This is a genomic window from Leisingera sp. SA32, from assembly GCF_056033425.1.
Genome location: NZ_JBVYHB010000002.1, coordinates 434,780 through 460,454, shown reverse-complemented (window position 1 = coordinate 460,454; position 25,675 = coordinate 434,780). Strand labels below are relative to the sequence as shown.

At 63.5% G+C, this 25,675-nt stretch carries 20 protein-coding genes and 1 riboswitch; of the genes, 17 read left to right on the top strand and 3 right to left on the bottom strand.

From position 1 onward, the window contains the following. The first annotated feature begins 60 nt into the window (after window positions 1–60). Entirely contained in the window at window positions 61–1,545 is a 1,485-nt protein-coding gene (gene xseA, locus AC0IPL_RS04820; RefSeq protein ID WP_474272511.1) for an exodeoxyribonuclease VII large subunit, read from the top strand. A gap of 49 nt (window positions 1,546–1,594) precedes the next feature. Here the strand turns inward: xseA and AC0IPL_RS04815 are convergent, their stop codons facing one another. Further along, window positions 1,595–2,011: a hypothetical protein gene (locus AC0IPL_RS04815; RefSeq protein WP_474272510.1), complete on the bottom strand. Its 417-nt coding sequence runs from the start codon at window positions 2,009–2,011 to the stop codon at window positions 1,595–1,597. A 176-nt stretch (window positions 2,012–2,187) separates the two neighbouring features. Between AC0IPL_RS04815 and ftsY the strand changes: the two genes are divergently transcribed. From ftsY to AC0IPL_RS04800, 3 genes are all read left to right on the top strand, one after another. Further along, a complete protein-coding gene (gene ftsY, locus AC0IPL_RS04810) occupies window positions 2,188–3,354 on the top strand; it encodes a signal recognition particle-docking protein FtsY (RefSeq protein WP_474272509.1) in 1,167 nt (388 codons plus the stop codon). 86 nt (window positions 3,355–3,440) lie between these two features. Then, window positions 3,441–4,343, top strand: a complete 903-nt coding sequence (locus tag AC0IPL_RS04805) for an EamA family transporter (RefSeq protein ID WP_474272508.1) — start codon at window positions 3,441–3,443, stop codon at window positions 4,341–4,343. A gap of 35 nt (window positions 4,344–4,378) precedes the next feature. Continuing rightward, entirely contained in the window at window positions 4,379–4,999 is a 621-nt protein-coding gene (locus tag AC0IPL_RS04800; protein WP_474272507.1) for an inner membrane-spanning protein YciB, read from the top strand. Window positions 5,000–5,129: 130 nt separating this feature from the next. Here the strand turns inward: AC0IPL_RS04800 and AC0IPL_RS04795 are convergent, their stop codons facing one another. After that, on the bottom strand, window positions 5,130–5,813 hold the full coding sequence (locus AC0IPL_RS04795; protein WP_474272506.1) for a glutathione S-transferase N-terminal domain-containing protein: 684 nt from the start codon (window positions 5,811–5,813) through the stop codon (window positions 5,130–5,132). A 123-nt stretch (window positions 5,814–5,936) separates the two neighbouring features. Then, window positions 5,937–6,015, top strand: a riboswitch (SAM riboswitch). Window positions 6,016–6,075: 60 nt separating this feature from the next. On the opposite strand from AC0IPL_RS04795, the gene metZ reads away from it, so the two are divergent. The 13 genes from metZ to AC0IPL_RS04730 all read left to right on the top strand — a co-directional run bounded on the left by metZ (window position 6,076) and on the right by AC0IPL_RS04730 (window position 24,475). Further along, window positions 6,076–7,266: an O-succinylhomoserine sulfhydrylase gene (gene metZ / locus AC0IPL_RS04790; protein WP_474272505.1), complete on the top strand. Its 1,191-nt coding sequence runs from the start codon at window positions 6,076–6,078 to the stop codon at window positions 7,264–7,266. Between the two features lie 283 nt (window positions 7,267–7,549). Next, entirely contained in the window at window positions 7,550–8,653 is a 1,104-nt protein-coding gene (folE2, locus tag AC0IPL_RS04785) for a GTP cyclohydrolase FolE2 (protein WP_474272504.1), read from the top strand. Between the two features lie 237 nt (window positions 8,654–8,890). Then, a complete protein-coding gene (locus tag AC0IPL_RS04780; protein WP_474272503.1) occupies window positions 8,891–9,658 on the top strand; it encodes a hypothetical protein in 768 nt (255 codons plus the stop codon). Window positions 9,659–9,705: 47 nt separating this feature from the next. Next, window positions 9,706–11,154, top strand: coding sequence for a TrkH family potassium uptake protein (locus tag AC0IPL_RS04775; protein WP_474272502.1), 1,449 nt, complete (start codon window positions 9,706–9,708; stop codon window positions 11,152–11,154). A 168-nt stretch (window positions 11,155–11,322) separates the two neighbouring features. Then, the gene (locus AC0IPL_RS04770) at window positions 11,323–12,561 is read left to right on the top strand and encodes an aspartate kinase (protein ID WP_474272501.1); all 1,239 of its coding nucleotides are present in this window, start codon (window positions 11,323–11,325) and stop codon (window positions 12,559–12,561) included. A gap of 282 nt (window positions 12,562–12,843) precedes the next feature. Beyond that, on the top strand, window positions 12,844–15,084 hold the full coding sequence (ptsP, locus tag AC0IPL_RS04765; protein ID WP_474272500.1) for a phosphoenolpyruvate--protein phosphotransferase: 2,241 nt from the start codon (window positions 12,844–12,846) through the stop codon (window positions 15,082–15,084). A 149-nt stretch (window positions 15,085–15,233) separates the two neighbouring features. After that, on the top strand, window positions 15,234–17,528 hold the full coding sequence (locus AC0IPL_RS04760; RefSeq protein WP_474272499.1) for a bifunctional salicylyl-CoA 5-hydroxylase/oxidoreductase: 2,295 nt from the start codon (window positions 15,234–15,236) through the stop codon (window positions 17,526–17,528). Next, window positions 17,525–18,250: an SDR family NAD(P)-dependent oxidoreductase gene (locus AC0IPL_RS04755; protein WP_474272498.1), complete on the top strand. Its 726-nt coding sequence runs from the start codon at window positions 17,525–17,527 to the stop codon at window positions 18,248–18,250. The genes AC0IPL_RS04760 and AC0IPL_RS04755 overlap by 4 nt, the downstream gene beginning before the upstream one ends. Beyond that, on the top strand, window positions 18,247–18,699 hold the full coding sequence (locus tag AC0IPL_RS04750; RefSeq protein ID WP_474272497.1) for a MarR family winged helix-turn-helix transcriptional regulator: 453 nt from the start codon (window positions 18,247–18,249) through the stop codon (window positions 18,697–18,699). Before AC0IPL_RS04755 ends, AC0IPL_RS04750 begins: the two co-directional genes overlap by 4 nt. Then, a complete protein-coding gene (locus AC0IPL_RS04745; RefSeq protein WP_474272496.1) occupies window positions 18,696–19,502 on the top strand; it encodes an enoyl-CoA hydratase family protein in 807 nt (268 codons plus the stop codon). Before AC0IPL_RS04750 ends, AC0IPL_RS04745 begins: the two co-directional genes overlap by 4 nt. 91 nt (window positions 19,503–19,593) lie before the next feature. Beyond that, a complete protein-coding gene (locus AC0IPL_RS04740) occupies window positions 19,594–20,763 on the top strand; it encodes an acyl-CoA dehydrogenase family protein (RefSeq protein WP_474272495.1) in 1,170 nt (389 codons plus the stop codon). Between the two features lies 1 nt (window position 20,764). Then, window positions 20,765–22,378, top strand: coding sequence for an AMP-binding protein (locus AC0IPL_RS04735; protein ID WP_474272494.1), 1,614 nt, complete (start codon window positions 20,765–20,767; stop codon window positions 22,376–22,378). A gap of 1,422 nt (window positions 22,379–23,800) precedes the next feature. Beyond that, complete coding sequence (locus tag AC0IPL_RS04730) at window positions 23,801–24,475, top strand: hypothetical protein (protein WP_474272493.1); 675 nt, start codon at window positions 23,801–23,803, stop codon at window positions 24,473–24,475. Here the strand turns inward: AC0IPL_RS04730 and AC0IPL_RS04725 are convergent. Further along, window positions 24,464–25,102, bottom strand: coding sequence for a recombinase family protein (locus tag AC0IPL_RS04725; protein WP_474272492.1), 639 nt, complete (start codon window positions 25,100–25,102; stop codon window positions 24,464–24,466). The two genes, AC0IPL_RS04730 and AC0IPL_RS04725, sit on opposite strands and share 12 nt — an antisense overlap. Window positions 25,103–25,675: the final 573 nt, after the last annotated feature.

Sequence of the window (25,675 nt, the reverse complement as noted above, 5' to 3'; positions counted from 1 at the left end):
TTCTATGCTGCGCGCGACTTCAAAACAAGACCGGCCGAAAGCCGCAGGAGAGCAGCCCCGATGTCCGACCTGTTTGACGATCCCCAGCCCGGGCAGAACGCCCCCGAATTCACCGTCTCCGAAATTTCCGGCGAGGTGAAGCGCACGCTGGAGGGCACCTTCGGCCGCATCCGCGTGAAGGGAGAGGTGGGCCGGGTGTTCAAGGCGCGCTCAGGTCATCTCTATTATGACATCAAGGATGACCGCTCGGTGCTGGCCTGCACCAGCTGGAAGGGGCAGATCAGCGGCCTGTCCGTGGTGCCGGAGGAAGGGCTGGAGGTGGTGGTGACCGGCCGGCTGACCGCCTTTGGCGCGCAGTCGAAATATAACATGAACGTGGATGAGGTCGCGGTTGCGGGGCAGGGCGCGCTGATGGCGCTGCTGGAGAAACGCAAAAAGCAGCTGGAAGCCGAGGGGCTGTTTGCGCCGGAACGGAAAAAGCCGCTGCCCTATCTGCCGCAGATCATTGGCGTGGTGACCTCGCCCTCCGGCGCCGTGATCCGCGATATTCTGCACCGTCTGCGCGACCGCTTCCCGCGCAAGGTGCTGGTCTGGCCGGTCGCTGTCCAAGGGCAGAACAGCGCGCCCGAGGTGGCCCGGGCCATCGAAGGCTTCAACCGGCTGACACCGGGCGGTGCGCTGCCGCGGCCGGATCTGATCATCGTGGCCCGCGGCGGTGGCTCGATCGAGGACCTGTGGGGCTTCAACGAGGAAATCGTGGCCCGTGCTGCGGCCGCCTCGCACATTCCGCTGATTTCAGCGGTTGGGCATGAGACCGACACCACATTGATCGACTTCGTCTCTGATCGCCGCGCGCCGACGCCGACGGCGGCGGCGGAGCTGGCGGTACCGGTGCGGCTGGAGCTGATGGCGTGGATGGAGAATCAGGGCGCGCGGCTGACACGGGCGGCAGGGCAGGCGGTGCAGCTGCGCCGCCAGCGGCTGAACGACCTGTCGCGCGCGCTGCCCAAGCCCGACACGTTGCTGGAAACTCCGCGCCAGCGGCTGGACCGGGTTGCCGACCGGCTGCCAGGCGCGCTGATTTCCGGCGTGCAGCGCCGTCGGCTACATCTGAGCGAAACCGCAGCCAGTTTGCGCCCGTCCACCCTGCGCCAGCTGGTTGAGGGGCGGCGAAACCGGCTGCAAAACCTGTCCTCGCGCCTCAGCCTGCGCCCGATCCAGCGCGAGATGACGGCGCAAAAGGACGCCTTGGGCCGACTGGCGCAGCGGCTGGATGCCGCCCAGTCCCAGCGCATTGAGCGTCAGCGCCAAAACCTCGCAGCAACCGGGCGACAGCTGGAGATCCTCAGCTACAAGGCCACGTTGCAGCGTGGCTATGCGGTGGTGCGCGCAGGGGGTGATGTGGTGACGACCCGGATCGCGGCCGCCGCAGCGGGCCCGTTGCAGATCGAGTTTGCCGACGGTGCGCTGTACGTGACCGCGCAGCCGGGCGCGGACGCGCAGACCGATCGCAAGGGCGGCGGCGATCAGGGCTCGCTGCTCTAGCGCGCGCTGGTTTCTTTCTGGTCAGAATACTCAGATCCCGGCGCCTGCCTCAGACGCCGACGTCGGGGCCAAGGCACAGCATCTCCTCGCCGATGTCCTCGGCCTCATACAGCTCGGTTGCGGCGGGGTCGTTTTCGAACTGCGCCGTCAGCCCCTGTGCGCCCAGTTCAAAGCGCCAGCACTGCGGGTCGGTGCGGTCTTCATAGACAAAGCAGATATGGCCCGCGTCCTCGTACCAGTGGCCTTCCTGGCATCGCCCGTCGAGGAAGGACCAGATCACCCGCCGCCCCGGCAGGTAACGTTCGACCCCGTACATGTCGCCGCCAAAGCCATAAAACAGCGTGCGGCCCTGCGTGTAGCGGTCAAAGGCTTCGGCGCTCAGCGCCTCGGCAGCACGGCCAGCGCCGGGGGCGGCCATCGGCACCGCCAGCGCGGCGAGCAGGGGAATCAGCGGGTGACAACGCATGCCTTCACTGTGCCAGAGGCCAGGGCACCGAACCAAGGGCTATGTCAGGAAAGACCGCCGCGGCGGCGGGCGGTGCTGCATTTTCGCGGTTTGCACGCGCCTTGCACTTTGCACTCGGCGGATTTCCGCAGTAGGTGAGGGATCAACCCCGTAGCAATTCCGGAGCGCAGACCCAGATGGCGTTTTTCTCAAAGCTCAAAGACCGGCTGTTCAAATCCTCGTCGAAGCTGGAGCAGGGCCTGGACGCCATCGTCGAGGAGGGCGCCGACAGCGGCGCGGACCACGCCGCGCAAACGCTGGCAGACGCGCCAGCGGTCACGCCGGAACAGCCCGCGCCCGCGCCTGTGCCGTCGCCACTGCCTGAACCAGAGGCTGCGCCCGAGCCGGAACCGGCCCCAGCCCCAGCCGCGGCCACGCCGCAAGCGCCTGCCGCTGCGCCGGAGCCGGAAAAATCCTCTCCCGGCTTGCTGGGCCGCCTGATCGGTCGCGGCACCACCGCGGAGCCGCGCCGGGCGCTGGATGACGACATGCTGGAGCAGCTGGAAGAGCTGCTGATCGCCGCCGACATGGGGGTGGACACGGCGCTGCGCGTCACCGCCAACCTGGCGGAGGGGCGCATGGGCAAGCGGGTGTCGAGCCGCGAAATCAAGGAACTGCTGGCACAGGAGGTCGCCCGCATCATGGAGCCGGTGGCCAGGCCGATGCCTCTTTATGCCAAACGCCCGCAGGTGGTGCTGGTGGTGGGCGTCAACGGCTCCGGCAAGACCACCACCATCGGCAAGCTGGCCAGCCAGTTCAAGGGTGCGGGCAAGAAGGTGGTGATCGCCGCGGGCGACACGTTCCGGGCCGCAGCCGTCGAACAATTGCAGGTCTGGGGGGAACGCGCAGGCGTGCCGGTGCTGACCGCGCCGGAAGGCTCCGACCCTGCGAGCCTCGCGTTTGACGCGATGACACGCGCGCAAGAAGAGGGCGCCGACCTGCTGATGATCGACACCGCAGGCCGGTTGCAGAACCGCGCTGACCTGATGGAGGAGCTGGCCAAGATCGTCCGCGTGATCCGCAAAAAGGACGAGACCGCGCCGCACAACACCCTCTTGGTGCTGGATGCCACCACGGGCCAGAACGCGCTGAGCCAGGTTGGCACCTTCCGCCAGCTGGCGGATGTCTCGGGCCTGGTCATGACCAAGCTGGACGGCACTGCCAAAGGCGGCGTGCTGGTGGCGCTGGCGGACAAGTTCGGCCTGCCGATCCACGCGATCGGCGTCGGCGAGCAGATCGACGATCTGGCGCCTTTTGACCCCGAGGAATTTGCTGCCGCCCTGACCGGTCTGGAGAAATCCTGATCCGGTTTTCCTCTTGCCGGACAATTCCTCCGGGCAACCGGTAAGGAAAACGCCCGGCTGATGCGGCGTGAACAAAGGTATTTGATTTGAGCGATTGGCTGATCTCCCTCGAGGGCACCGAGGCCGGGCATCAGATGGCCCTGATCCTGGCGCTGTCGGCGGCCTTCCTGCATGCGGTCTTCGGCGCGCTGCAGAAGGGGCGGCATGATCCCTGGCTGTCGCGCGGGGCGATCGATTTCTTCTATTGCCTGATGGCAGCCCCATTTGCGCTGTTCGTGGTGCCCTGGCCGGAACCCCACATGTGGGTGATCTTCCTCGGCGCCTTTGTGATCCATCTGCTGTACAAGCTGTTTCAGGCGCTGGCCTATACCAAGGGCGCCTATACGGTTGTCTACCCCGTGGTGCGCGGCACCGGGCCACTGTTCACGGTGATTGGTGCCTATTGGCTGTTCGGCGAGACCTTCACCGGCACCCAGTGGCTGGGTGTCGGTGTGCTTCTGGCGGGGATCTTCGGGCTGGCGGTCTACAACTTCATTTTCCTGACCGCGGCGCGCGACACGTTGGGGATTGCGCTGGTGCTGGCGGTGATCACCGGCCTGTTCGTGGCGCTTTACACCACCTATGACGCCTATGGCATCCGCGCCACGGCCGATCCTTTCACCTTCCTTGCGTGGTTCTTCATGATCGACGGGCTGGTGTTTCCTTTCATAGCGCTGGCCCGCTGGCGGCGGATGGAGGTCACCCCCGCCCCGGGGCCGCTGATGATCAAGGGCTTTTTCGGCGGGCTGGTGGCCTTTGCCTCCTTCGGGTCGGTGATGCTGGCGACACGGCTGGACAAGGTGGGCGAGGCGGCGGTGCTGCGCGAGACCTCCACCGTGTTTGCCGCGCTGATCGGCTGGCTGGTGCTGAAAGAGACCGTTGGGCCGCGCCGCATTGCCCTGATGGCTTTGATCGCGCTGGGCGCCGTGATAGTGGAAATGGGCGGCTGAGCGCCGCCGCCGCAACAGACAGGACAGGACGCCAGATGGCCGCACGACAGATCAACCCGACGCTGAAGATGATACTGGAATTTGGTCCGGTTGTGCTGTTCTTCATCGGCTATCTAAAGCTGAAAGACGAGATCTTTGTGATCGGCGGCGAGGAGTACAAGGGCTTCATCGTCATCACAGCGGCCTTCATCCCGCTGATGGTGGCCTCCACCCTGGCGCTGTGGAAGCTGACCGGGCATCTGTCGCGGATGCAATTTGCCACGCTGGTGCTGGTGGTGCTGTTCGGCGGCATGTCGGTCTGGTTCAACGATGACCGTTTTATCAAGATGAAGCCGACCATGCTGTACCTGCTGTTTGGCGGGTTGCTGGGTATCGGCCTGTTGCGCGGCCAAAGCTGGCTGAAGGTGGTGATGGAAGAGGTGATGCCGCTGGAGCAGGAGGGCTGGATGATCCTGACCCGCCGCCTGTGCGCCTTCTTCTTTGCGCTGGCGGTCGCGAATGAGCTGATCTGGCGCTTCCAGAGCGAAGAGGCTTGGGTCTACTTCAAAACCTTCGGCCTGCCGATTGCGATGTTCGGCTTCTTCATGTTCCAGGGGCCGCTGTTTCAGAAATACGGGCCGGACGAGGACGAGGAAAACACCGGTCCGGCGGAGTAGCCCGCAACAGGGGAGCGCTCCCGCGCCCTGGCCTCATCGGCGATGAGGCCACAGGCCTTGGGCATGGCAGCCCGCCTGTGGCGGGCTGCGTCGGCGCGTGCCGCTGCCCGGGGCCGATGACCCAAATCGGTCACTTGCCGAAGAGCACCTGCTGCGCCCTGGTGTCGGAGCGATCGCCGCGCAGGTCGGCATGCAGCGCCCGCCCGGCGATGACACCGGGGCGGGACCACATCTGCTCCAGCCAGCGGGCCATGTTCGGCTTGTCGTCGAGGGTCTGCTGCTGGCCCTCCCACAAAGAGGCCCAGGGCCAGATCGCCATGTCGGCAATGCTGATGTCCGGCCCGGCGACATATTCATTGTCCGCCAGCTGCCGGTCCAGCACGCCGTAGAGCCGCGCCACCTCGTTTCGGTAGCGGTCCTGCGCATAGGGCAGCGGCTCGGGCGCGTATTTCAGGAAGTGATGCGCCTGACCCGCCATCGGCCCAAGCCCGCCCATCTGCCACATCAGCCACTGGTCCACCGCCAGCCGTGCCCGTTCATTGCTGCCGTAGAACCGGCCGGTCTTGCGGGCCAGATACATCAGGATCGCGCCGCTTTCGAACAGCGACAGTGGCGCGCCGCCGGGCCCGTCGGGGTCGGTGATCGCGGGCATCCGGTTGTTGGGCGACAGCGCCAGAAACTCCGGTGCGAATTGATCGCCCTTGGTGATGTCGATCAGGGTGGTGTCATAGGGCAGGCCCATTTCCTCCAGCGCGATGGAGATTTTCCAGCCGTTGGGGGTGGGCCAATAGTAGAGCTGAAGCGCTGCCTGCATAGGTCAATCCTGCCGTTATACTATCTGCCACAGGATCACAGCTGGCACCGGACAGGCAAGGGGCCATAACCTGAGGCGCTGCTGCAACAGCTTGACGGAGACCACCTGCGAGCGTACATGCGGAGCATCTTTCGTGGCGATTTGTTACCGGATTGCGGGCCACGTAAAACATACCCGCTAAAGAGGTCAGGACGAGAAGGACCCCCTTTCGCTTGGCCGAACGGGGGCTTTTTTATGCGCCGCGGGCGCGAGGAGACGGATGATGAGCGACAACTGGAACACCCGCACCGTGCTGGTCCACGGCGGCACGCGCCGCAGCCAGTTCAACGAGGTGAGCGAGTCGATCTTCCTGACACAGGGCTTTGTCTATGACAGTGCCGAACAGGCCGAGGCCCGGTTCATCGAGACCGGCCCGGATGAGTTCATCTATGCCCGCTACGGCAACCCGACGGTCGACATGTTCGAAAAGCGCATTGCCGCGCTGGAAGGCGCCGAAGATGCCTTTGCTACCGCCTCCGGCATGGCGGCGGTCAATGGCGCGCTGACGTCGCTGTTGCAGGCGGGGGATCACGTGGTCTCGGCCCGCGCCCTGTTCGGCTCCTGCCTCTACATCCTGGAAACCATCCTGGCGCGCTTTGGGGTGGAGGTGACCTTTGTGGACGGCACTGACCTGGAGCAGTGGCGCGCGGCGATACGGCCCGACACCAAGGCGGTGTTCTTTGAATCGATGTCGAACCCGACGCTGGAGGTGATCGACATCGCGGCGGTGGCCGAAATCGCCCATGCCGCCGGTGCGCTGGTGATCGTCGACAACGTGTTCTCGACCCCTGTGTTTTCGCGCGCGATCGAACAAGGCGCCGATGTCGTGGTCTATTCCGCGACCAAGCATATCGACGGCCAGGGCCGGGTGCTGGGCGGCGTGGTGCTGGGCACCAGGGACTTCATTCGCGGCACCCTGGAACCCTATATGAAGCACACCGGCGGCTCGCTGAGCCCGTTCAACGCCTGGGTGCTGCTGAAGGGGCTTGAGACGATTTCGCTGCGGGTGAACGCGCAGGCCGAGACGGCGCTGAAGATCGCCGAAGCGCTGGAGGGCCACCCGGCGCTGCTGCGGGCGATCTATCCAGGTTTGGCGGGCCATGCGCAGAACGCGCTGGTGCAGACCCAGCTGGGCGGCAAGGGCGGCACGGTGCTGTCGCTCGACCTCAAGGGGGGCAAGGATGCGGCGTTCCGCTTTCTGAACGCGATGACCATCCCGGTGATCTCCAACAATCTGGGTGATGCCAAATCCATCGCCACCCATCCGGCCACCACCACTCACCAGCGGCTGAGCGACGCGCTGAAAGCGCAGCTGGGCATCACGCCGGGGCTGGTGCGGTTGTCGGTCGGGCTGGAAGATGCCGATGATCTGATTGCCGACCTGACCGCCGCGCTGGAGGCGGCACAGGGCTGATCCGCGGGCCGATGCCTCTTTCTGGTTGGAAATACTCTCGGGGGTGAATCGAGCCGCAGGCTCAAGCGGGGGCAGACAGTCCCCGTTGCCCGGCCGCAGTTTGCGATCCCTGCGGGACCCGCGCTGGCCTGCCCACCGCGTCCCCGAACAGGCACGGTTCGCGCGTCGGGAGGCCGCCGCACCCGCCGCATTTGGCGGTTCCGTTTTGTAATCTGCCGCGTAACGGTCTATGAGAGGGGCCTGCCAGCCCCTATATAGGGCTGTCAGAGTAAGGAATACGCCGATGAACATTCACTCCCGTGATGCCGCTGAAACGCCGGACCGTGAGGCGGCGCAGACCGCGCTGGATGTGCTTCGGTCCTGGGCGTTGTCCGCAACCGAAACCGAGATCGCCCAGTTGGATCCGGCCGTGGCACGGCTGTTGCCGGGCCGGGCGGTGGGCAATTACCCGGATCTGTCGCGGCAGTACCCCGAAGCCTTCACATCGGACGAGGCCTACCGGCAGACGCTGCCGGATCTGCAAAACGGGCCGACCAGCCTGATCCGCGGCGCGCAGGAACAGATCCAGCACGTGGGGATCTCCAACTTCCGCCTGCCGATCCGCTTTCACACCCGCGACGACGGTGACCTGACGCTGGAAACCAGCGTCACCGGTACCGTCTCACTGGATGCCGGCAAGAAGGGCATCAACATGTCGCGGATCATGCGCAGCTTTTACAAACATGCCGAACGCACCTTCAGCTTTGAGGTGATGGCGGCGGCGCTGGACGACTACCTGAGCGATCTGGACAGCCCCGATGCGCGCATTCAGATGCGGTTTTCCTTCCCGGCTCGGGTAAAGAGCCTGCGCTCGGGGTTGAGCGGCTATCAGTATTACGACTTTGCGCTGGAACTGGTCGACCACGACGGGGTGCGCGACAAGATCCTGCATCTGGACTATGTCTACTCCTCGACCTGCCCCTGCTCGCTGGAGCTGTCGGAACACGCCCGCCAGGCCCGCGGGCAGCTGGCGACACCCCATTCGCAGCGCTCGGTGGCGCGGATTTCGGTACAGATGAAGCCCGGTGCCAGTTGCCTGTGGTTCGAGGATCTGATCGACCTTTGCCGTCAGGCGGTGCCGACCGAGACCCAAGTGATGGTCAAGCGCGAGGATGAACAGGCCTTTGCCGAGCTGAACGCCGCCAACCCGATCTTTGTCGAGGATGCGGCACGGCTGTTCTGCGAGGCCCTGCAGGGCGACGCGCGGATCGGGGATTTCCGAATCATCGCCAGCCATCAGGAAAGCCTGCACAGCCATGATGCGGTCAGCGTGCTGACCCAGGGCGCGTTGTTCAAGACCACCAGCATGGACCCGCGGCTGTTTGCCAGCCTGATCCACCAGGGCTGATCGCCCCGGCAACGGGGGGCACGACTGCCGCTGTGGTTCATCCGTGGGCCACAGTCCGCGCGCGACGCTGCGACGCCGCATTTTTCATGCTGCTGCGCAGAATATCATGTTAGCCTTGATTGCGAATCCCCTGAAAGACTCTTTGGGGGAGGGGCGGTTCTGCGCCCCGTCGGTCGTGCGCGCCGGGGCCAGAGCCGCGTCGGCGCCGGGGGCGGCGCTGCAAGTGAGGAGTTACAGATGACGGGTTTTCACCAGATGGCCGGGATGGCGATGCGGGCGCATGAATGGGCCGGGGCGGCGACGGGTATGCAGCTGAACCTGTGGCGGCAGGCCACACAGCTGGCAGTTCAGGCCCCGCTGGAGCAGATGCGAATGGCGCAGAGCTTGATTGCAGCCCAGCACCGCATGCTGCAAGGTCTGGCGACAGTGGCTGAAGAGGCGGCGCCGGTGGCTCCGGCGGAAACACCGCCGCCCGAGGCGCCGGTTGCTGCGGAGGATACGACGCCGCCCAAGGCGCCGGTCAAGGCAATCGCCAAGTCGGCCAGCACTGCGGCAGCTGGATCAGCGCCGCAAGCAGCCGCGGAAACTGCCTCCCGACCGGCAGCGGCGCCTGCCAGAAAAGCGGCCACGAAATCCACCCCCAAAGCGGCCAGCAAGGCGACGACCAAGGTGGCCACCAAACCGATCGCGCGCAAGTCGCCCACCGCCAAAACGGCGGCTCCCAAGACGTCGGCCCGTGCCGCCAGCACAGGACCGGCTGCAAAGGCTGACGTCGCACCAAAGAACGAGACCTCTGCCAAGGCAGCGCCCAAGGCTCAGCCGACGGCCCCGGATGCGCCAGCGGTGAAACCTGCCGCTGCGGCTGGGGCGCCGACCGCGCGTCAGGCGCAGACCCCGCAGACGCCCACAAACCGGCCGCGCCAGCCTGCCCAGCCGCCGCATATGCCGCAACCGCCCAAGGGGGCGCGTAGTGCCACCAAGGACAGCAAGGACGGTAGCAAATAGCGCCGCAGACTTGACACTTAGCGCCTGGGAGGCCAACGCTGCGCCGCATGTTGGATTTCCGCCCGGTTGGGTATGTCATCGGCCTGTTGGTCGTCATTCTGGGAGCGACGATGCTGTTCCCGCTGCTGGTCGATCTGCTGGACGGCCGCGGGGAATGGCATGTGTTTCTGGAAAGCGCCCTCTTTACCATTCTGGTGGGGGGGCTGCTGTCGCTGAGTTGCGCCAACGGGGTGCGCGAGGGGCTGAGCATCCGGCAGACCTTTTTGCTGACCACAACGGTCTGGCTGGCGCTGCCGCTGTTCGGGGCGATCCCTTTTGTGCTGGGTGCGACCGAGCTGCGATTTGTCGACGCGTTTTTCGAGGCGATGTCGGGGCTGACCACCACCGGGTCGACGGTGATTTCCGGGTTGGACGATCTGCCGCGCGGACTGCTGTTGTGGCGTGGGATCCTGCAATGGCTGGGCGGCATCGGCATCATCGTCGTGGCGATGGTGTTCCTGCCGGAATTGCGGGTCGGCGGCATGCAGATCTTCCGATCTGAAGCTTTTGACACGATGGGCAAGATCCTGCCGCGTGCGCAGGCGATCGCCAAGCAGATCTCGCTGATCTACGTGTCGCTGACCATGGCCTGCATGCTGGTCTACATGGTTCTGGGCATGGTGCCATTCGATGCGCTGGTGCATTCGATGACCACCATCGCAACCGGCGGCTTTGCCAATTACGATTCCTCCTTTGGGGTGTTTGCCGGGCCGGTGGAATATGCCGCGGCCATCTTCATGATCCTCGCGGCGCTGCCGTTCGTGCGTTATGTGCAGCTGGTCAACGGGCACGGCACGCCGATGCTGCGCGACAGTCAGATTCGCGGCTTCATGATGACACTGGGGCTGTTGGTGGCCATTGCTGCGGGGGTTCTCTACGCCTCGCACCCGCACGGCGGCGAAGAGGCGCTGCGGTCGGCGCTGTTCAACATCACGTCGATCATGTCCGGCACCGGCTATGCCAGCGCGGATTACATGCAATGGGGCAGCTTCCTGGTGATGATCTTCTTCTTCGTCGGGCTGATCGGCGGCTGTGCGGGCTCCACCGCCTGTTCGGTCAAGATCTTCCGCTACCAGCTGCTGTTCGCCTCCATTAGGATCCAGATCCAGCGTATCCGATCGCCGCATGGGGTGTTCCTGACGCGGTACGAAGGCCGTCCGGTGGATGCCGAAGTGCTGAGCTCGGTGATTTCCTTTTTCATGTTTTTCATCGTGACTCTGGGCGTGGTGGCCTGGGGGCTGGCGCTGACCGGGCTGGATTTCGTAACCTCGGTCTCCGGCGCCGCCACCGCGGTGGCCAACATCGGCCCCGGCCTGGGAGACACCATCGGCCCGGCGGGCAATTTCTCGACCCTGAACGATCCGGCAAAATGGATCCTCATCGTGGCGATGCTGATCGGGCGGCTGGAGCTGATGGCGGTTTATGCGATGTTCACGGTCCGCTTCTGGCGCAGCTGATTTGCGGAAATTGCGCCGCGGCCCCGTTGTGGCGGTTTGCCGCGGCGAAAAATGCCAGCGCGGGCGCAGCTTCCTTGCTTGCGGCGGATGCCTGCTCTTGCCCTTGGCCGGGGGCTCGCATAAGAGGCACGGGACCGTAACCCGCAAGCGCAGGGAGACCCGTTCCGCATGCCCGTACTTGTGATGAAATTTGGCGGCACATCCGTCGCCAACCTGGACCGCATCCGCCGCGCCGCCAAACGCGTCGGCGTTGAGGTCGCCAAGGGCTATGACGTGATCGTCATCGTCTCGGCCATGTCCGGCAAGACCAATGAACTGGTGGGCTGGGTGGATGAGACCTCGCCGCTGTATGATGCCCGCGAATATGATGCGGTGGTGTCCTCGGGCGAGAATGTCACCGCGGGCCTGATGGCGCTGACGTTGCAGGAGATGGATATTCCTGCACGCAGCTGGCAGGGCTGGCAGGTGCCGCTGAAGACGAACTCTGCCCACAGCCAGGCCCGGATCGAGGAGATCCCGCCGGAAAACATCACCCAGAAGTTCGGTGAGGGCATGAAGGTCGCGGTTGTGGCGGGCTTCCAGGGCATCAGCCCGGAGGGGCGCATCACCACCCTGGGCCGGGGGGGCTCGGACACGACTGCGGTGGCTTTTGCCGCGTCCTTCGGGGCGGAGCGCTGCGACATCTACACCGACGTGGACGGCGTCTATACCACCGATCCGCGAATTTGCGACAAGGCGCGCAAGCTCGACAAGATCGCCTTTGAAGAAATGCTGGAGCTGGCCTCGTTGGGGGCTAAGGTGCTGCAAACCCGCTCGGTTGAACTGGCGATGCGCTACAAGGTGAAGCTGCGCGTTCTGTCGAGTTTTGAGGAACAGTCCGACGAGGCCGGAACCCTGGTCTGCGACGAGGAGGAAATCATGGAATCCAATGTTGTGGCCGGTGTGGCCTATTCCCGTGACGAAGCCAAGCTGACCGTGCAGTCGGTGGCCGACCGCCCCGGCATCGCGGCCACCATCTTTAGCACGCTGTCCGACGCGGGCGTGAACGTCGACATGATCGTGCAGGACATCTCGGACGAGGGCCGCACCGACATGACCTTCTCCTGCCCGACCGACCAGGTGGCACGCGCGGAACAGGCGCTGCTGGCAACCAAGGAGCAGGGCGAGCTGAACTATGCCGAGCTGCTGGCCGACAAGGGTGTCGCCAAGGTGTCGGTCGTCGGCATCGGCATGCGCTCGCAGTCGGGTGTTGCAGCCAAGATGTTCAAGGTGCTGTCGGACGAGGGCATCAACATCAAGGTCATCACCACCTCCGAAATCAAGATTTCGGTGCTGATCGACCGCAAGTACATGGAGCTGGCCGTGCAGGCGCTGCATGACGCATTCGATTTGGACAAGGCGTCCTAAGCGTCCTTGCTCAACCGATTTTTGTTTAGATCAAAGGCGTCCGTGGGGCGCCTTTGTCGTTTTGGGGGCGTTCCGGCAGGGCTTTGCCCATTTTTATGGCCCCGCGGGATGTTAGCGTGCAAAGCGATAAAAACACTTGGACTTTTCCCGCCGGGGTGGGAGAAGAGGGAAGAGGAGAGTGCGCTGGCGCGTCGCTTTGGGCTGCATGTGGTTGAGGCCGAGCCAGCCTGAAGCCATTGGGATGCGGCGGCGCGCGGGGACTGTGCCCGAGAAAGGGTAAGAATGGCTGATACGACGGAATCTGAAAGTCGGAAACTTCTGGTACGTCTGCGCGAGGCAATGGCTGGCGATGATGCCGGGCAGGCGCGGCTCGACAAGATCACCTATCTGATCGCCGACAGCATGGGCACTGAGGTGTGCTCTGTCTACCTGTTCCGCGATGACGAGACGCTGGAGCTGTGCGCCACCGAAGGTCTGTTGACCGAATCCGTCCACCAGACACGCATGCGTATTGGCGAGGGGCTGGTGGGCCGGGTGGCCAAATTCGGCAAGGTCGTGAACACGCCGGACGCGCCCAACGCCAAGGGCTTTCGCTATATGCCAGAGACGGGGGAGGAGCGGTTCTCCTCCTTCCTGGGGGTGCCGATCCAGAGGCTGGGCGAGATGCTTGGCGTGCTGGTGGTGCAGTCCAAGGAGGCGCGCGAGTTCTCTGCCGATGCGGTCTATGCGTTGGAGGTGGTGGCGATGGTCATCGCCGAGATGACCGAACTCGGCGCCTTTGTCGGCGAGGGCGCGGCCCTGTCACCGCTGCACCAGCAGGCGGTGCTGATCCACGGCACTTCTGCGCAGGAGGGCGCGGCGGAGGGCAATGTTTGGCTGCATGAACCGCGGGTGATTGTGACCAACCCGATCGCCGATGACCCCAAACGCGAGCTGGAGCGGCTGAGCGACGCCGTTGAGGAGCTGCGGGTGGGGGTCGACAAGATGCTGGAGGTGTCGCGCAACGGCGACACGGAACAGCTGCAAGTTCTTGAAGCGTATCGCATGTTTGCCAACTCCAAGGGTTGGATGCGGCGCATGGAGGAAGACATCGCGCGCGGTCTGAGCGCCGAAGCCGCGGTGGAAAAAGAGCAGTCGCAGGCGCGATCCCGGATGGCGCAGGTGCAGGATCCCTATCTGCGCGAACGGTTAAGCGACCTTGACGACCTGTCCAATCGGCTGTTGCGGATCCTGACCGGGCAGGGCGCCGACACCGGGGCCGAGCTGCCGGAGAACCCGATCCTGATCGCCCGCAATATCGGCCCCGGCGACCTGTTGGAATACGGCCGCTCCCTGCGCGGCATCGTGTTGGAAGAGGGCTCCGTCGGCAGCCATGCGGCGATCGTGGCGCGGGCACTGGCGATCCCGTTGGTGGTCAATGCCAAGCGGATCACCACGGAGGCGCTGAACGGCGACCACATCATGGTGGATGGTGATCAGGGCGTGGTGCACCTGCGCCCGGATGACACGGTGGTTGGCGCCTTTCGCGACAAGATCGCGATGCACACCAAGGCGCAGGAGCGCTATGCCTCGATCCGCAACACCCAGGCGATAACGACGGATGGCGAACATATCAACATGATGATGAACGCCGGGCTGATGGCCGATCTGCCATCGCTGGATGGGTCCGGCGCCGAGGGGGTGGGACTGTTTCGCACGGAATTGCAATTTCTGGTGCGAAATCAGATGCCGAAGCGGTCCGAATTGGTCACTTTGTACAAGCGGGTGCTGGACGCGGCGCATGGCAAGCCGGTGGTGTTCCGCACCCTGGACATCGGGTCCGACAAGGTGCTGCCCTACATGAAGCCCACGGACGAGCCGAACCCGGCGCTCGGCTGGCGCGCGATCCGGGTCGGGTTGGACAAGCCGGGCATCATGCGGATGCAGTTGCAGGCGCTTTTGCGCGCCGCCGAGGGGCGGCCGCTGTCGATCATGTTCCCCTTTGTCGCGCAGTTCGAGGAATACCGCGCCGCCAAGGCCGAGGTCGACAAGACCATCGCGCGCGAGCGCAGGCTGGGCCATGTGCTGCCATCGGAGCTGAAGGTGGGCGCAATGCTGGAGACGCCGTCGCTGGCCTATGCGCCGCAGAAGTTCTTTGAGGAGGTCAGTTTTCTGTCGATCGGCGGCAACGACCTCAAGCAGTTCTTCTTTGCCGCCGACCGCGAGAATGAGCGGGTGCGCAAACGCTATGACACGCTGAATGTCAGCTTCCTGAGCTTTATCGAGCTTATCGTCGAGCGTTGCAACATCTCCAATACGCCGCTGAGCTTCTGCGGCGAGGACGCGGGCCGTCCGGTGGAGGCGGTCTGTCTTGCGGCGATGGGGATGCGCACGCTGTCGATGCGTCCGGCGTCGATCGGGCCGGTGAAATCGCTGTTGCTGCGGGTCGATCTGGGCGAGGTCCGCAGGATCATCGCCGACGCCCGCCATTGCGGCGACCAGTCCGTGCGCCCGGCGGTGATGCAGTACCTGCGCGAACTTTAAGCGTTAAACCGTCTCGCAGCGGTCGCTGGGCAGCGTCCGCTGCGGCTTGCCGCGTCAATATTTCAAACCTAAAACTTTAGGCTTGAAATTTATTTCCGCACCTGCCTATCCTTATCGCAACGGCAATAGGTTGAGCGGGAGGGATACGCATGAAAGTCGCCTGTTTGGGAGGCGGTCCTGCGGGGCTGTACTTCGCGATTTCGTTGAAACTGCGCCAGCCGGAGGCCGAGGTCACGGTGTTTGAGCGCAACAGGGCGGATGACACCTTTGGCTGGGGCGTGGTGCTGTCGGACGACGCGCTGGAGAACCTGCGCGCAAATGATCCGCAAAGCGCAGAGGCGATCCGCGAGAACTTCGCCTATTGGGATGACATTGCGGTGGTGCACAACGGCGCCCGGACGGTTTCTGGCGGCCACGGGTTTGCCGGCATCGGTCGCAAAAAAATGCTGCTGCTGTTGCAGGATCGCGCCCGCGCGCTGGGGGTGGACCTGCAATATGAAACCCTGGCCAAACCGGCGGCGGAGTATCAGGCGGATTACGACCTGGTGGTCGCCTGCGATGGGCTGAATTCCAGCGTGCGCAATGAGTTCGCCGAGCATTTTAAACCGCAGATCGACGTGCGCCCCTGCAAGTTCATCTGGCTCGGCACGCATCAGAAATTTGACGATGCCTTCACCTTCATCTTCGAGAAGACCAAGCACGGCTGGATGTGGATCCACGCCTATCAGTTTGACGACGACACCGCGACGGTGATCGTCGAATGCTCGGCCGAGACCTGGAACGCCTGGGGATTCGAGAGCATGAGCAAGGAAGAAACCATCCGCACCTGCGAGGAGATTTTTGCCGATCATCTGGGCGGGCAGGCGTTGATGTCCAACGCGGCGCATCTGCGTGGTGCTGCGGTCTGGATCAACTTTCCGCGGGTGCTCTGCGAAAAATGGTACCATGAAAATGTGGTGCTGTTGGGGGATGCCTCGGCCACGGCGCATTTTTCGATCGGGTCGGGCACCCGGCTCGCCTTCGACAGTGCGATCGCGCTGGCAGAGCTGGTCAGCAGTGAGCCATCGCTGGACCGCGCGTTCGAACGCTATCAGGATGAGCGGCGGCTGGACGTGCTGCGGCTGCAATCGGCGGCGCGCAACTCGCTGGAATGGTTCGAGGAGGTCGAGCGCTACCTGGATATGGATCCGGTGCAGTTCAACTATTCGCTGCTGACCCGCTCGCAGCGGATTTCCCACGAAAACCTGCGCCTGCGTGATGCCGACTGGCTGCAAAGCGCCGAGAAATGGTTTCAGGACAAGGCGGGCGCGCCCGCGGATGCGCCGGTGCGGCCGCCGATGTTCGCGCCGTATAAACTGCGCGGCATGGAGCTGAAGAACCGCATCGTGGTGTCCCCGATGGCGCAGTACAAGGCCGTGGAGGGCTGTCCGACCGACTGGCACCTGATCCACTATGGCGAGCGCGCCAAGGGCGGCGCCGGGCTGGTCTATACCGAGATGACCTGTGTATCGCCGGAGGGGCGGATCACGCCGGGCTGTCCAGGACTATATGCGCCAGAACATGAGGCCGCCTGGACGCGGCTGGTGGATTTTGTGCACGGCGAGACGGACGCCAAGATCTGCTGCCAGATCGGCCATTCCGGGCGCAAGGGGTCCACCCAGCTGGGCTGGGACGACATGGACGCGCCGCTGCCGGAGGGCAACTGGGAGACCGTCTCTGCGTCGGCGATCCCGTGGTCCGATAACAACCCGGCCCCGCGGGAAATCACGCGGGCGGAAATGGACCAGATCCGGGACGAATTTGCCTCTGCGGCGCAGATGGCCGGACGGGCCGGGTTTGACATGATCGAACTTCATGCGGCGCATGGCTATCTGATTTCGTCGTTCATCTCGCCAAAATCGAACAATCGGAGTGATGAGTACGGTGGCTCCCTGGAGAACCGTCTGCGCTACCCGCTGGAGGTCTTTGCCGCCATGCGCGCGGTCTGGCCTGAGGACAAACCGATGTCGGTGCGCATCTCCGCCAACGACTGGCTGGGAGATGAGGGTGTGACGCCGGAAGAGGCGGTGGAGATCGCCCGCGGCTTTACCGCTGCCGGGGCGGACATCATTGATGTTTCGGCCGGACAGACCTCGGTTGATGCGCAGCCGGTCTATGGGCGCATGTTCCAGACGCCGTTTTCCGACCGCATTCGCAACGAGGCGGGAATTGCCACCATGGCAGTCGGCAACATCTATGAGGCGGATCATGCCAATTCGATCCTGATGGCAGGGCGGGCGGATCTGGTCTGTGTCGGGCGGCCGCATCTGGCCGATCCCTATTGGACGCTGCACGAGGCCGCGCGCATTGGCGACCGGCATGGCGACTGGCCGCTGCCCTATCACGCCGGGCGCGATCAGGCCTGGCGGCTGGCGGACAGAGACGCGGAGGTGATCCGGGCATGACACGACGGGTTCTTGTGACCGGTGGCGGCACCGGGATTGGCCGGGCCATCGCCCATGGTTTCGCCGAGGCGGGCGATGCGGTGACCATCGTCGGCCGCCGTCGCGCGCCGCTGGAAGCGGCGGCGGCCGGCCAGGAGATGCAGATCCGCGAGGCGGATGTCACCGACGAAGCGCAGGTTGAAGCCTTGTTCGACCAGCCCTTTGACGTGGTGGTGGCCAATGCCGGCACGGGCCTTGCCGCGCGCATCGAGGATGTTGAGCTGGCTGACTGGCAGCACACGCTGACGGTCAACATGACCGGCACCTTCCTGACCTTCCGTGCGGCCTTGCGCGCGGGCATGGGGGAGGGCGGGCGGCTGATTGCCATCGCCTCCACCGCGTCCTTGCAGGGGGGCGCGCATATCCCGGCCTACGCGGCGTCGAAACATGGCGTGCTGGGGCTGGTGCGATCGGTTGCACAGGGCGTCGCCAAGCGGGGCATCACCTGCAACGCGATCTGCCCCGGGTTCGTCGATACCGAAATGGCGGAGACCGCGATCACCGGGTTGATGGACCGGCAGGGGATCTCTCGCGAAAAGGCGGTGAGTATGGTGGTCGGCGGCAACCCGATGCGCCGACTGATCACCCCGCAGGAGGTCGCGGCAACCGCGCTGTTCCTCGCGTCCACGGGGGCGGCATCAGTCAATGGGCACGCGATGAGCGTGTCGGGAGGTGAGATTTGAGCACCACCTCCAAAGACCGGCTGCGTTTGTGGCTGAAGGTGCTGAAGGCCACCAAGGCGGTGGAGAGCGAGGTCCGCGAGAACCTGCGGCGCGAATTTGCCACCACCCTGCCGCGCTTTGACGTGATGGCGGCGCTGGTGCAGCATGAAAAAGGTCTGAAAATGAGTGAGCTGTCGGGTGTCCTGAAGGTGTCCAACGGCAATGTGACCGGCATTGTGGAGCGGCTGGTCGAAGATGGCCATGTGCAGCGCCAGAAGGTCGAGGGCGACCGCCGGGCCAATTTGGTGCGGCTGACGCCGACAGGTCGGGCAGAGTTCGCCCGCCAGGCCGAAGCGCATGAGGCGTGGATCAACGCCGCCTTTGACGGGCTGACCGCGGCTGAGGCGCAGGCGGTGGCCCAAAGTCTGGACGTGGTGGCCCGGCGGTTGGAAAACGGAGAGATATCATGAATGTGAAGCGCAACCCGCAGCATTTCCTGTGCCGGATCGAGGCGGGGGTTGCCACCGTGTCTCTGGACCGGCCCGAGCGCAAGAACCCGCTGACCTTCGACAGCTATGCAGAGCTGCGCGATTGGTTTCGCGACCTGCACTATGACGACAGCGTCAAGGCGGTGGTCTTTGCTTCCAACGGCGGCAACTTCTGCTCCGGCGGGGATGTGCATGACATTATCGGGCCGCTCACCAAGATGAGTATGAAGGAGCTGTTGGCGTTCACCCGGATGACGGGCGATCTGGTCAAGGCGATTGTGAATTGCGGCAAGCCCGTGATTGCGGCGATTGACGGCATATGCGTGGGGGCGGGGGCGATCATCGCCATGGCCTCGGATCTTCGCATTGCCACGCCGGAGGCCAAGACGGCGTTTCTGTTCACCCGTGTGGGGCTGGCAGGCTGCGATATGGGGGCCTGTGCAATCCTGCCGCGCATCATCGGCCAGGGCCGCGCGGCGGAGCTGCTGTACACCGGCCGCTCAATGAGCGCCGAGGAAGGCCAGGCCTGGGGCTTTCACAACAAGTTGGTGGCGGCGGATCAGCTGGAGGCCGAGGCGCAGAGCTGGGCCACGCGGATCGCGGCAGGGCCGAACTTTGGCCACATGATGACCAAGACGATGCTGGCGCAGGAGTGGTCGATGTCGATCGAACAGGCGATCGAGGCCGAAGCGCAGGCGCAGGCGATCTGCATGCAGACCGCGGATTTCGAACGCGCCTATCATGCCTTTGTGAACAAGGAAAAGCCGCTGTTCGAAGGCGACTGAGACGGACCCAGGCCGGGGGTAGCGCCGCAGGACGGCGCGGGCACCTCCGGCGAGAGTATTTGGGGAAAGATGAAATAGGGAGGGCCGCACCATGGCGGACAGGACGTTTCTGGATTGGCCGTTTTTCGAAGACCGCCACCGGGTGCTGGCGGCAGAGCTGGAAAACTGGGCCCAAGGCGCGCTGGGGCAGATCGACCACAGCGACACGGATGCCGCCTGCCGGGCGCTGGTGGCCGAGCTGGGCGCAGGCGGCTGGACGCAGCATTCCGGCGCCATGCAGGGCGAACAGCTGGATGTGCGCACGCTGTGCCTGATCCGCGAAACACTGGCGCGCCATGACGGGTTGGCGGATTTTGCCTTTGCGATGCAGGGCTTGGGCACCGGGGCGATCTCTTTAATCGGCACGCCGGAGCAGCAGGCGGAATGGCTGCCGCTGACCCGCGCGGGCAAGGCGATCTCGGCCTTTGCCCTGACCGAGCCGCAGTCGGGGTCGGATGTAGCAAACTCCACCATGACGGCGACGCTGGACGGCGACCAGTATGTCCTGAATGGCGAGAAGACCTGGATTTCCAACGGTGGCATTGCCGATGTCTATACGGTGTTCGCCCGCACCGGAGAGGCTCCGGGCGCACGTGGGCTGTCGGCCTTCATCGTACCGGCGGGAATGCCAGGGTTCGAGGTGGTCGAGCGCCAGCAGGTGATCGCGCCGCATCCATTGGCGACGCTGCGATTCAGCGATTGCCGCATTCCGAGGTCGGCCTTGCTGGGCCAGCCCGGCGCAGGCTTCAAGATCGCGATGTCGGTGCTGGATGTGTTCCGCTCCACCGTGGCAGCGGCGGCGCTGGGGTTTGCGCGCCGCGCGCTGGACGAGGCGCTTGCGCGGGTCACCACCCGGCAGGTGCAGGGCGCGCCGCTGTTTGAACTGCAGATGGTGCAGGGACATATTGCGGATATGGCGCTGGATGTGGACGCCAGCGCGCTGCTGGTCTACCGCGCCGCCTGGGCCAAGGATTCCGGGGCTGCACGGGTGACGCGCGAGGCGGCGATGGCCAAGCTGTTTTCCACCGATCAGGCGCAGCTGGTCATCGACAAGGCGGTGCAGCTGCATGGCGGCGACGGCGTGCGCCATGGCGAGAAGGTCGAGGAGCTGTACCGCGACATTCGCGCCTTGCGGATCTACGAGGGCGCTTCGGATGTGCAGCGGGTGGTGATTGCGCGGCAGGCGCTGGCTGCCCATCAGGCCGATCAGGGAGGTGTCTGAGATGCTGGGAACAAGCGCACATCTGGATACATTCACCCGTGACAACCTGCCGCCTGCGGATCAGTGGCCAGAGTTCCTGCTGGAGGGGTTCGACTACCCTGAGCGGCTGAATGCGGCGGTGGAGCTGACGGATACGATGGTTGCCCGCGGATTCGGGGACCATACCGCGCTGATCGGCAACGGCCGTCGCCGCACCTACAAGGAGCTGGCGGATTGGACCAACCGGCTGGCACATGTGCTGAGCGAGGATCTGGGCGTGAAGCCGGGCAACCGGGTGCTGATCCGCTCGGCCAACAATCCGGCGATGGTGGCCTGCTGGCTGGCCGCAACCAAGGCCGGCGCAGTTGTGGTCAACACGATGCCGATGCTGCGCGCGGGCGAGCTGGCCAAGATCGTCGACAAGGCTGAGATCACCCATGCGCTGTGCGACACCCGGCTGAAGGATGAGCTTGTGGCCTGCGCCAAGGAGTCCCGGTTTCTGGAAACCGTGGTGGGCTTTGATGGCACCTCCAACCATGATGCGGAGCTGGACCGGCTGGCGCTGGAAAAACCGGTCAGCTACGATGCGGTGCCGACCGGGCGCGATGACGTGGCGCTGCTGGGCTTTACCTCTGGCACCACGGGATCGCCCAAGGCGACGATGCATTTCCACCGGGATCTGTTGATGATTGCCGATGGCTATGCGCGCGAAGTGCTGGATGTGCAGCCCGAGGACGTGTTCGTCGGCTCGCCCCCGCTGGCCTTCACATTTGGGCTGGGGGGGCTGGCGATCTTTCCCTTGCGGTTTGGCGCGGCGGCGACGCTCTTGGAAAATGCCAGCCCGCCGAACCTGATCGAGATCATCGAGAAATACCGCGCAACCGTTTGCTTTACCGCGCCAACCGCATACCGCGTGATGTTGCGGGCGATGGAGGAGGGGGCGGATCTGTCCTCGCTCAGGGCGGCTGTATCGGCCGGGGAGACCTTGCCCGCGCCGGTGTACCAGGAGTGGATCGAGAAGACGGGCAAGCCGATGCTGGATGGCATTGGGGCCACCGAGATGCTGCATATCTTCATCTCCAACCGTTTCAACGATCACAAGCCTGCCTGCACGGGCAAGCCGGTGAGCGGCTATGAGGTGAAGGTGCTGGACGCCGACGGCAAGGAGGCCCCGCGCGGCGTGGTTGGCAGGCTGGCAGTGAAGGGGCCAACCGGCTGCCGATACCTGGCGGACGCGCGGCAGGCGGATTACGTGCAGAATGGTTGGAACATCACCGGCGACAGCTTTATTCAGGATGCCGAGGGCTATCTGCATTTTGCCGCCCGCAACGACGATATGATCGTCTCCGCGGGCTACAACATCGCCGGGCCGGAGGTGGAAGCCGCGCTGCTGTCCCATGCGGCGGTGGCCGAATGCGCGGTGGTGGGGGCCCCGGACGAGGCCCGCGGCGAGATCGTGCAGGCCCATGTGGTGCTGGCCGAGGGGCATGAGCCGTCAGAGGCGCTGGTCAAGCTGTTGCAGGATCACGTGAAGTCAGAGATCGCCCCCTATAAGTACCCACGCGCTGTGCTGTTCACCGACGCTCTGCCAAAAACCGAGACGGGCAAGATCCAGCGGTTCAGGTTGAAGGCGTAGTTTTGGCGCCCGGCGGCCTTTTGTGCTGCCAGAGCAAGCCGGACCAGGCCGACAGACTTAGGACGCCGACCAGGCCACCGCGGCGGGGGCGCTCCAGGCCTGTCTGCACGCGGGAGCTCTCGCGGCTGGCAAGCGGCGACAGGATGTCCTTGGGCCGTCCCTCCGCCAGTAGCCAGCCATCGCGGATCAGCCGGTCGCAGAGTTTGGCCAAGAGGTTTGGATAAATTGGTCTTGATGTGATCTGACACCGTCCCCTTCTCTCTACGCTGGAATGGGGACGGCGCATCTCTTGAAGGGGATGAAGGTTGCTCGATGTGTTGATGGTGCAAACCCAACCACAAAACGAGGAAACCAGGATGCTGAAAACGACTGACAGGATCACCGAACACAAAACCGGTCTGCTGACCCTGGCCGCCTTCCGCTCCTCACCAATGCGAGCCGCAACCCGTTGACTGAACACGGGGCCTCTGAGGGGGTGCGGCAATGGCGGGATAAGGCCGGAATGACGCCAGAACGGCTTGGCTACGACCTGCGCCTATATGATGCGCGAGGCACCGCCGCGACGCGCTTGCTTCTGGCAGGTCTTTCTTTGTCCCAGATCGCAGGATGCATGGGCTGGTCGCTGCGCACAGCGGCAGCAATGATTGAGCGGTATGCGCAGGTTTCCCCGAGCAAGACCGATGACGTTTTGACCCTGCTGAGCGCTGCGCGGGCGGGCAAAGCGTGAATGGGAGGTAAAATGCCCGGTCTGTTCCGAGCGTTTTACGTGTAGATGCTTGATTTTGTTTGGAGGCGAGTACCGGAATGTACTGGCTCAAGGTTGATTCTTTGTATCTTATTGATCTTAAATTATAAAAAATAAGATCTTAGATATTCGTAATGTCAGTGGTAATGTCATAGACTTGATCTGCGCTTGAGGAGCTTTCGGATTGCGGCAGGCGGCATGCGGTGAATCGCCTCAAGTGTGAAACTTGGTGGTCAATCCCTTCTGCTTTGGGTAGAGTGGTAGTGTCCGGTTTCTCATGCAAATTATGCGTGGCGGACGCAACATCCTAGGAGATATCTTATGAGGAAATTAGCACTAGTCGCAGTTACTCTTTCCGCTTTTTCGGTGCCATTTAGTGCCGCAGCAATGACTGCCGTCGCAGGTTTTGGCTTTGAAGCGCAAGAGGTGCAGCACGGCGGTGGCTGCAGAAAAGACTCCCCTAGAGGTCAGTGCTGCCACGCAGGCAGCAAGCCCTACCACTGCCACTAAACCTACCGACCCTCGGTGCTAAGCATCGGGGGTTACTTGCCCGGCTGATCATGTAGGGCGTGGTCCGTTGAGTTCCCTTGCGAGCGGCTGAGCTTTTCTCTTTCTGAGGACCGGAATACCTATACACTTGGTAAGCAAATTGCTTAAAACGGTAAGGGGGACACTTTATGGTGGTTGGCAGTGGCGCAAGGGCGGTTGCAGCTTTAGGAAACCCCCATGCTCCAGCATTTTTTTCGGCCTTGCTTGAAGCACTCGCCAAGTCCGATGTAGCACAGGCTCATGGTAAGACGCTCGGGGTTTGCTTCAAGCAAACAGGCGTGGGGTATTGGCGTGTCGAAGGGCTGGAAGCCGCAGCATCAAAATGGGTGCTGGCGAAGAAAGTACAAGGTCTACAGTACGCTCCCGGCTACAACCCGGTTACTGAGAGAGGATACGATGCACTGTTTGTGGTCCTCGTTGGAGTAGCTGCTCTGGACTCATATGCCGCCATATACCGTAAGAAAGCCACGATGCTAATCGACGAGATCTGGCCGACCCTCCAGACAGTTCCTCCGGATTTGGCTCAACACCTTAGAGATGCTCTCTCCCGTTCGAACATAGAAAGTGTTGTCAAAGCCATAGATAGCAGTAGGCACAAAGTGGCGGTTCAAGAATTTTACGAGGGGCATGACAACCAGCTGCCGCGGTTTTGCACCGGTATCCGCCACGGCCACGCCCATGGCTTGCTCCCATCCCTATCAAGCCTACACGCCTATGCTTCCGAACTCCGGGAGTTTCTCCTTGATGGGATCAAATCGCATGCTGAGAACATTGAGGCCACGGTCCCTGTGTTAGGCATTTGACCATTTGAGGAGGGCTGCCTGAGATGCCGCTGGGTCACTTTTGATTCTCAGCACGGTCTGCCGGGTCAGCCCCGTAGCCTTCGCAATGGTCGTGGTTCCAGCCCCTTCTGCTGCCATGCTCAGGACCGTCTGCAGTGTCGCACGGTCATAGCTGGGCTTCTTGCCCCGGTACCGGCGGGCATCCCCCTTAGCGGCCTGTATGCCGGCTCTCTGGGCCTCCCTGGTGGCTTCTGCCTGTGCTTGGGCTGTGGCAGCCATAAAGGCTATCAGGGCGTCTCTTACGGCCTCCTGCATCGGATCCGTTGTCGCCCCGTCGAAGGTCATGTTGTTGATCACGGTGCGGATCACCACGCCCCGCCGCATGAACTCCCGGATGGTGTCGGTGACGTCCTGGTAGTTCCGTCCCAGGCGATCCACCCACCGCACTACGAGCGTATCTCCGGCCCGCAGGAGGTCGAACAGCCTCTTGCCCTCTGGACGCTCTGAGAGGGGCGTAGAAAGGCCGGAAACGCCCTCATCCGCCACCACCCTATCGATCTTGTAACCGGCTGCCTCTGCCTGCGCTTGTTGGATCTCAATCGTCTGATCTGCCGTGCTGACACGGGCATAGAGGATGGTCCGGGTCATAGGGCCTCCGTGTGTCCGGTAAGGTGGTGTCCGATTAATCTTCTGTCCGATGAACAAAGTCAACCCTTACGGACGCCCTGGCGAGGCCGGTTTTCGGCGTCCGTTGGGGTATACCCTTACGGTCAAAACTTTCCTTGCTCGGAACGCCACAGAGACGGCGTAAATATCTTTGCTAAGGCCATGCACAGGCTGTACCCTAAAGGCATTACCGAACCTCCAAGCTGGTTAAGGAGAGCGATTACGCGTTCGCTCAGGTGATCGACTGGGGTGATCGAACGAAGGAAGATTGTTTTGAGGAAATTTGTATGCGCTGCGACGGCGGTAGTCGTTTTGGTAGGGTGTGGCAGTCCAGAGCCACTTACGCAGGAAGAACGTGAAAGTTGGGCTTGGAGCTATCACGCTGCACAAGTCTGTGTACGTCGAGGGCATGCCACTAACATGGCTGCCGTCGACAAATATATGTCAATGGCCCGCTCAGAAATCTGGCGAGGAGCAGTCACCCAGGAGCAAGTTGATGCTGCGTTTAAGACAGCTCGAACTCGGCCCGTTGATGCGGGGGACTGCCGGGAAATT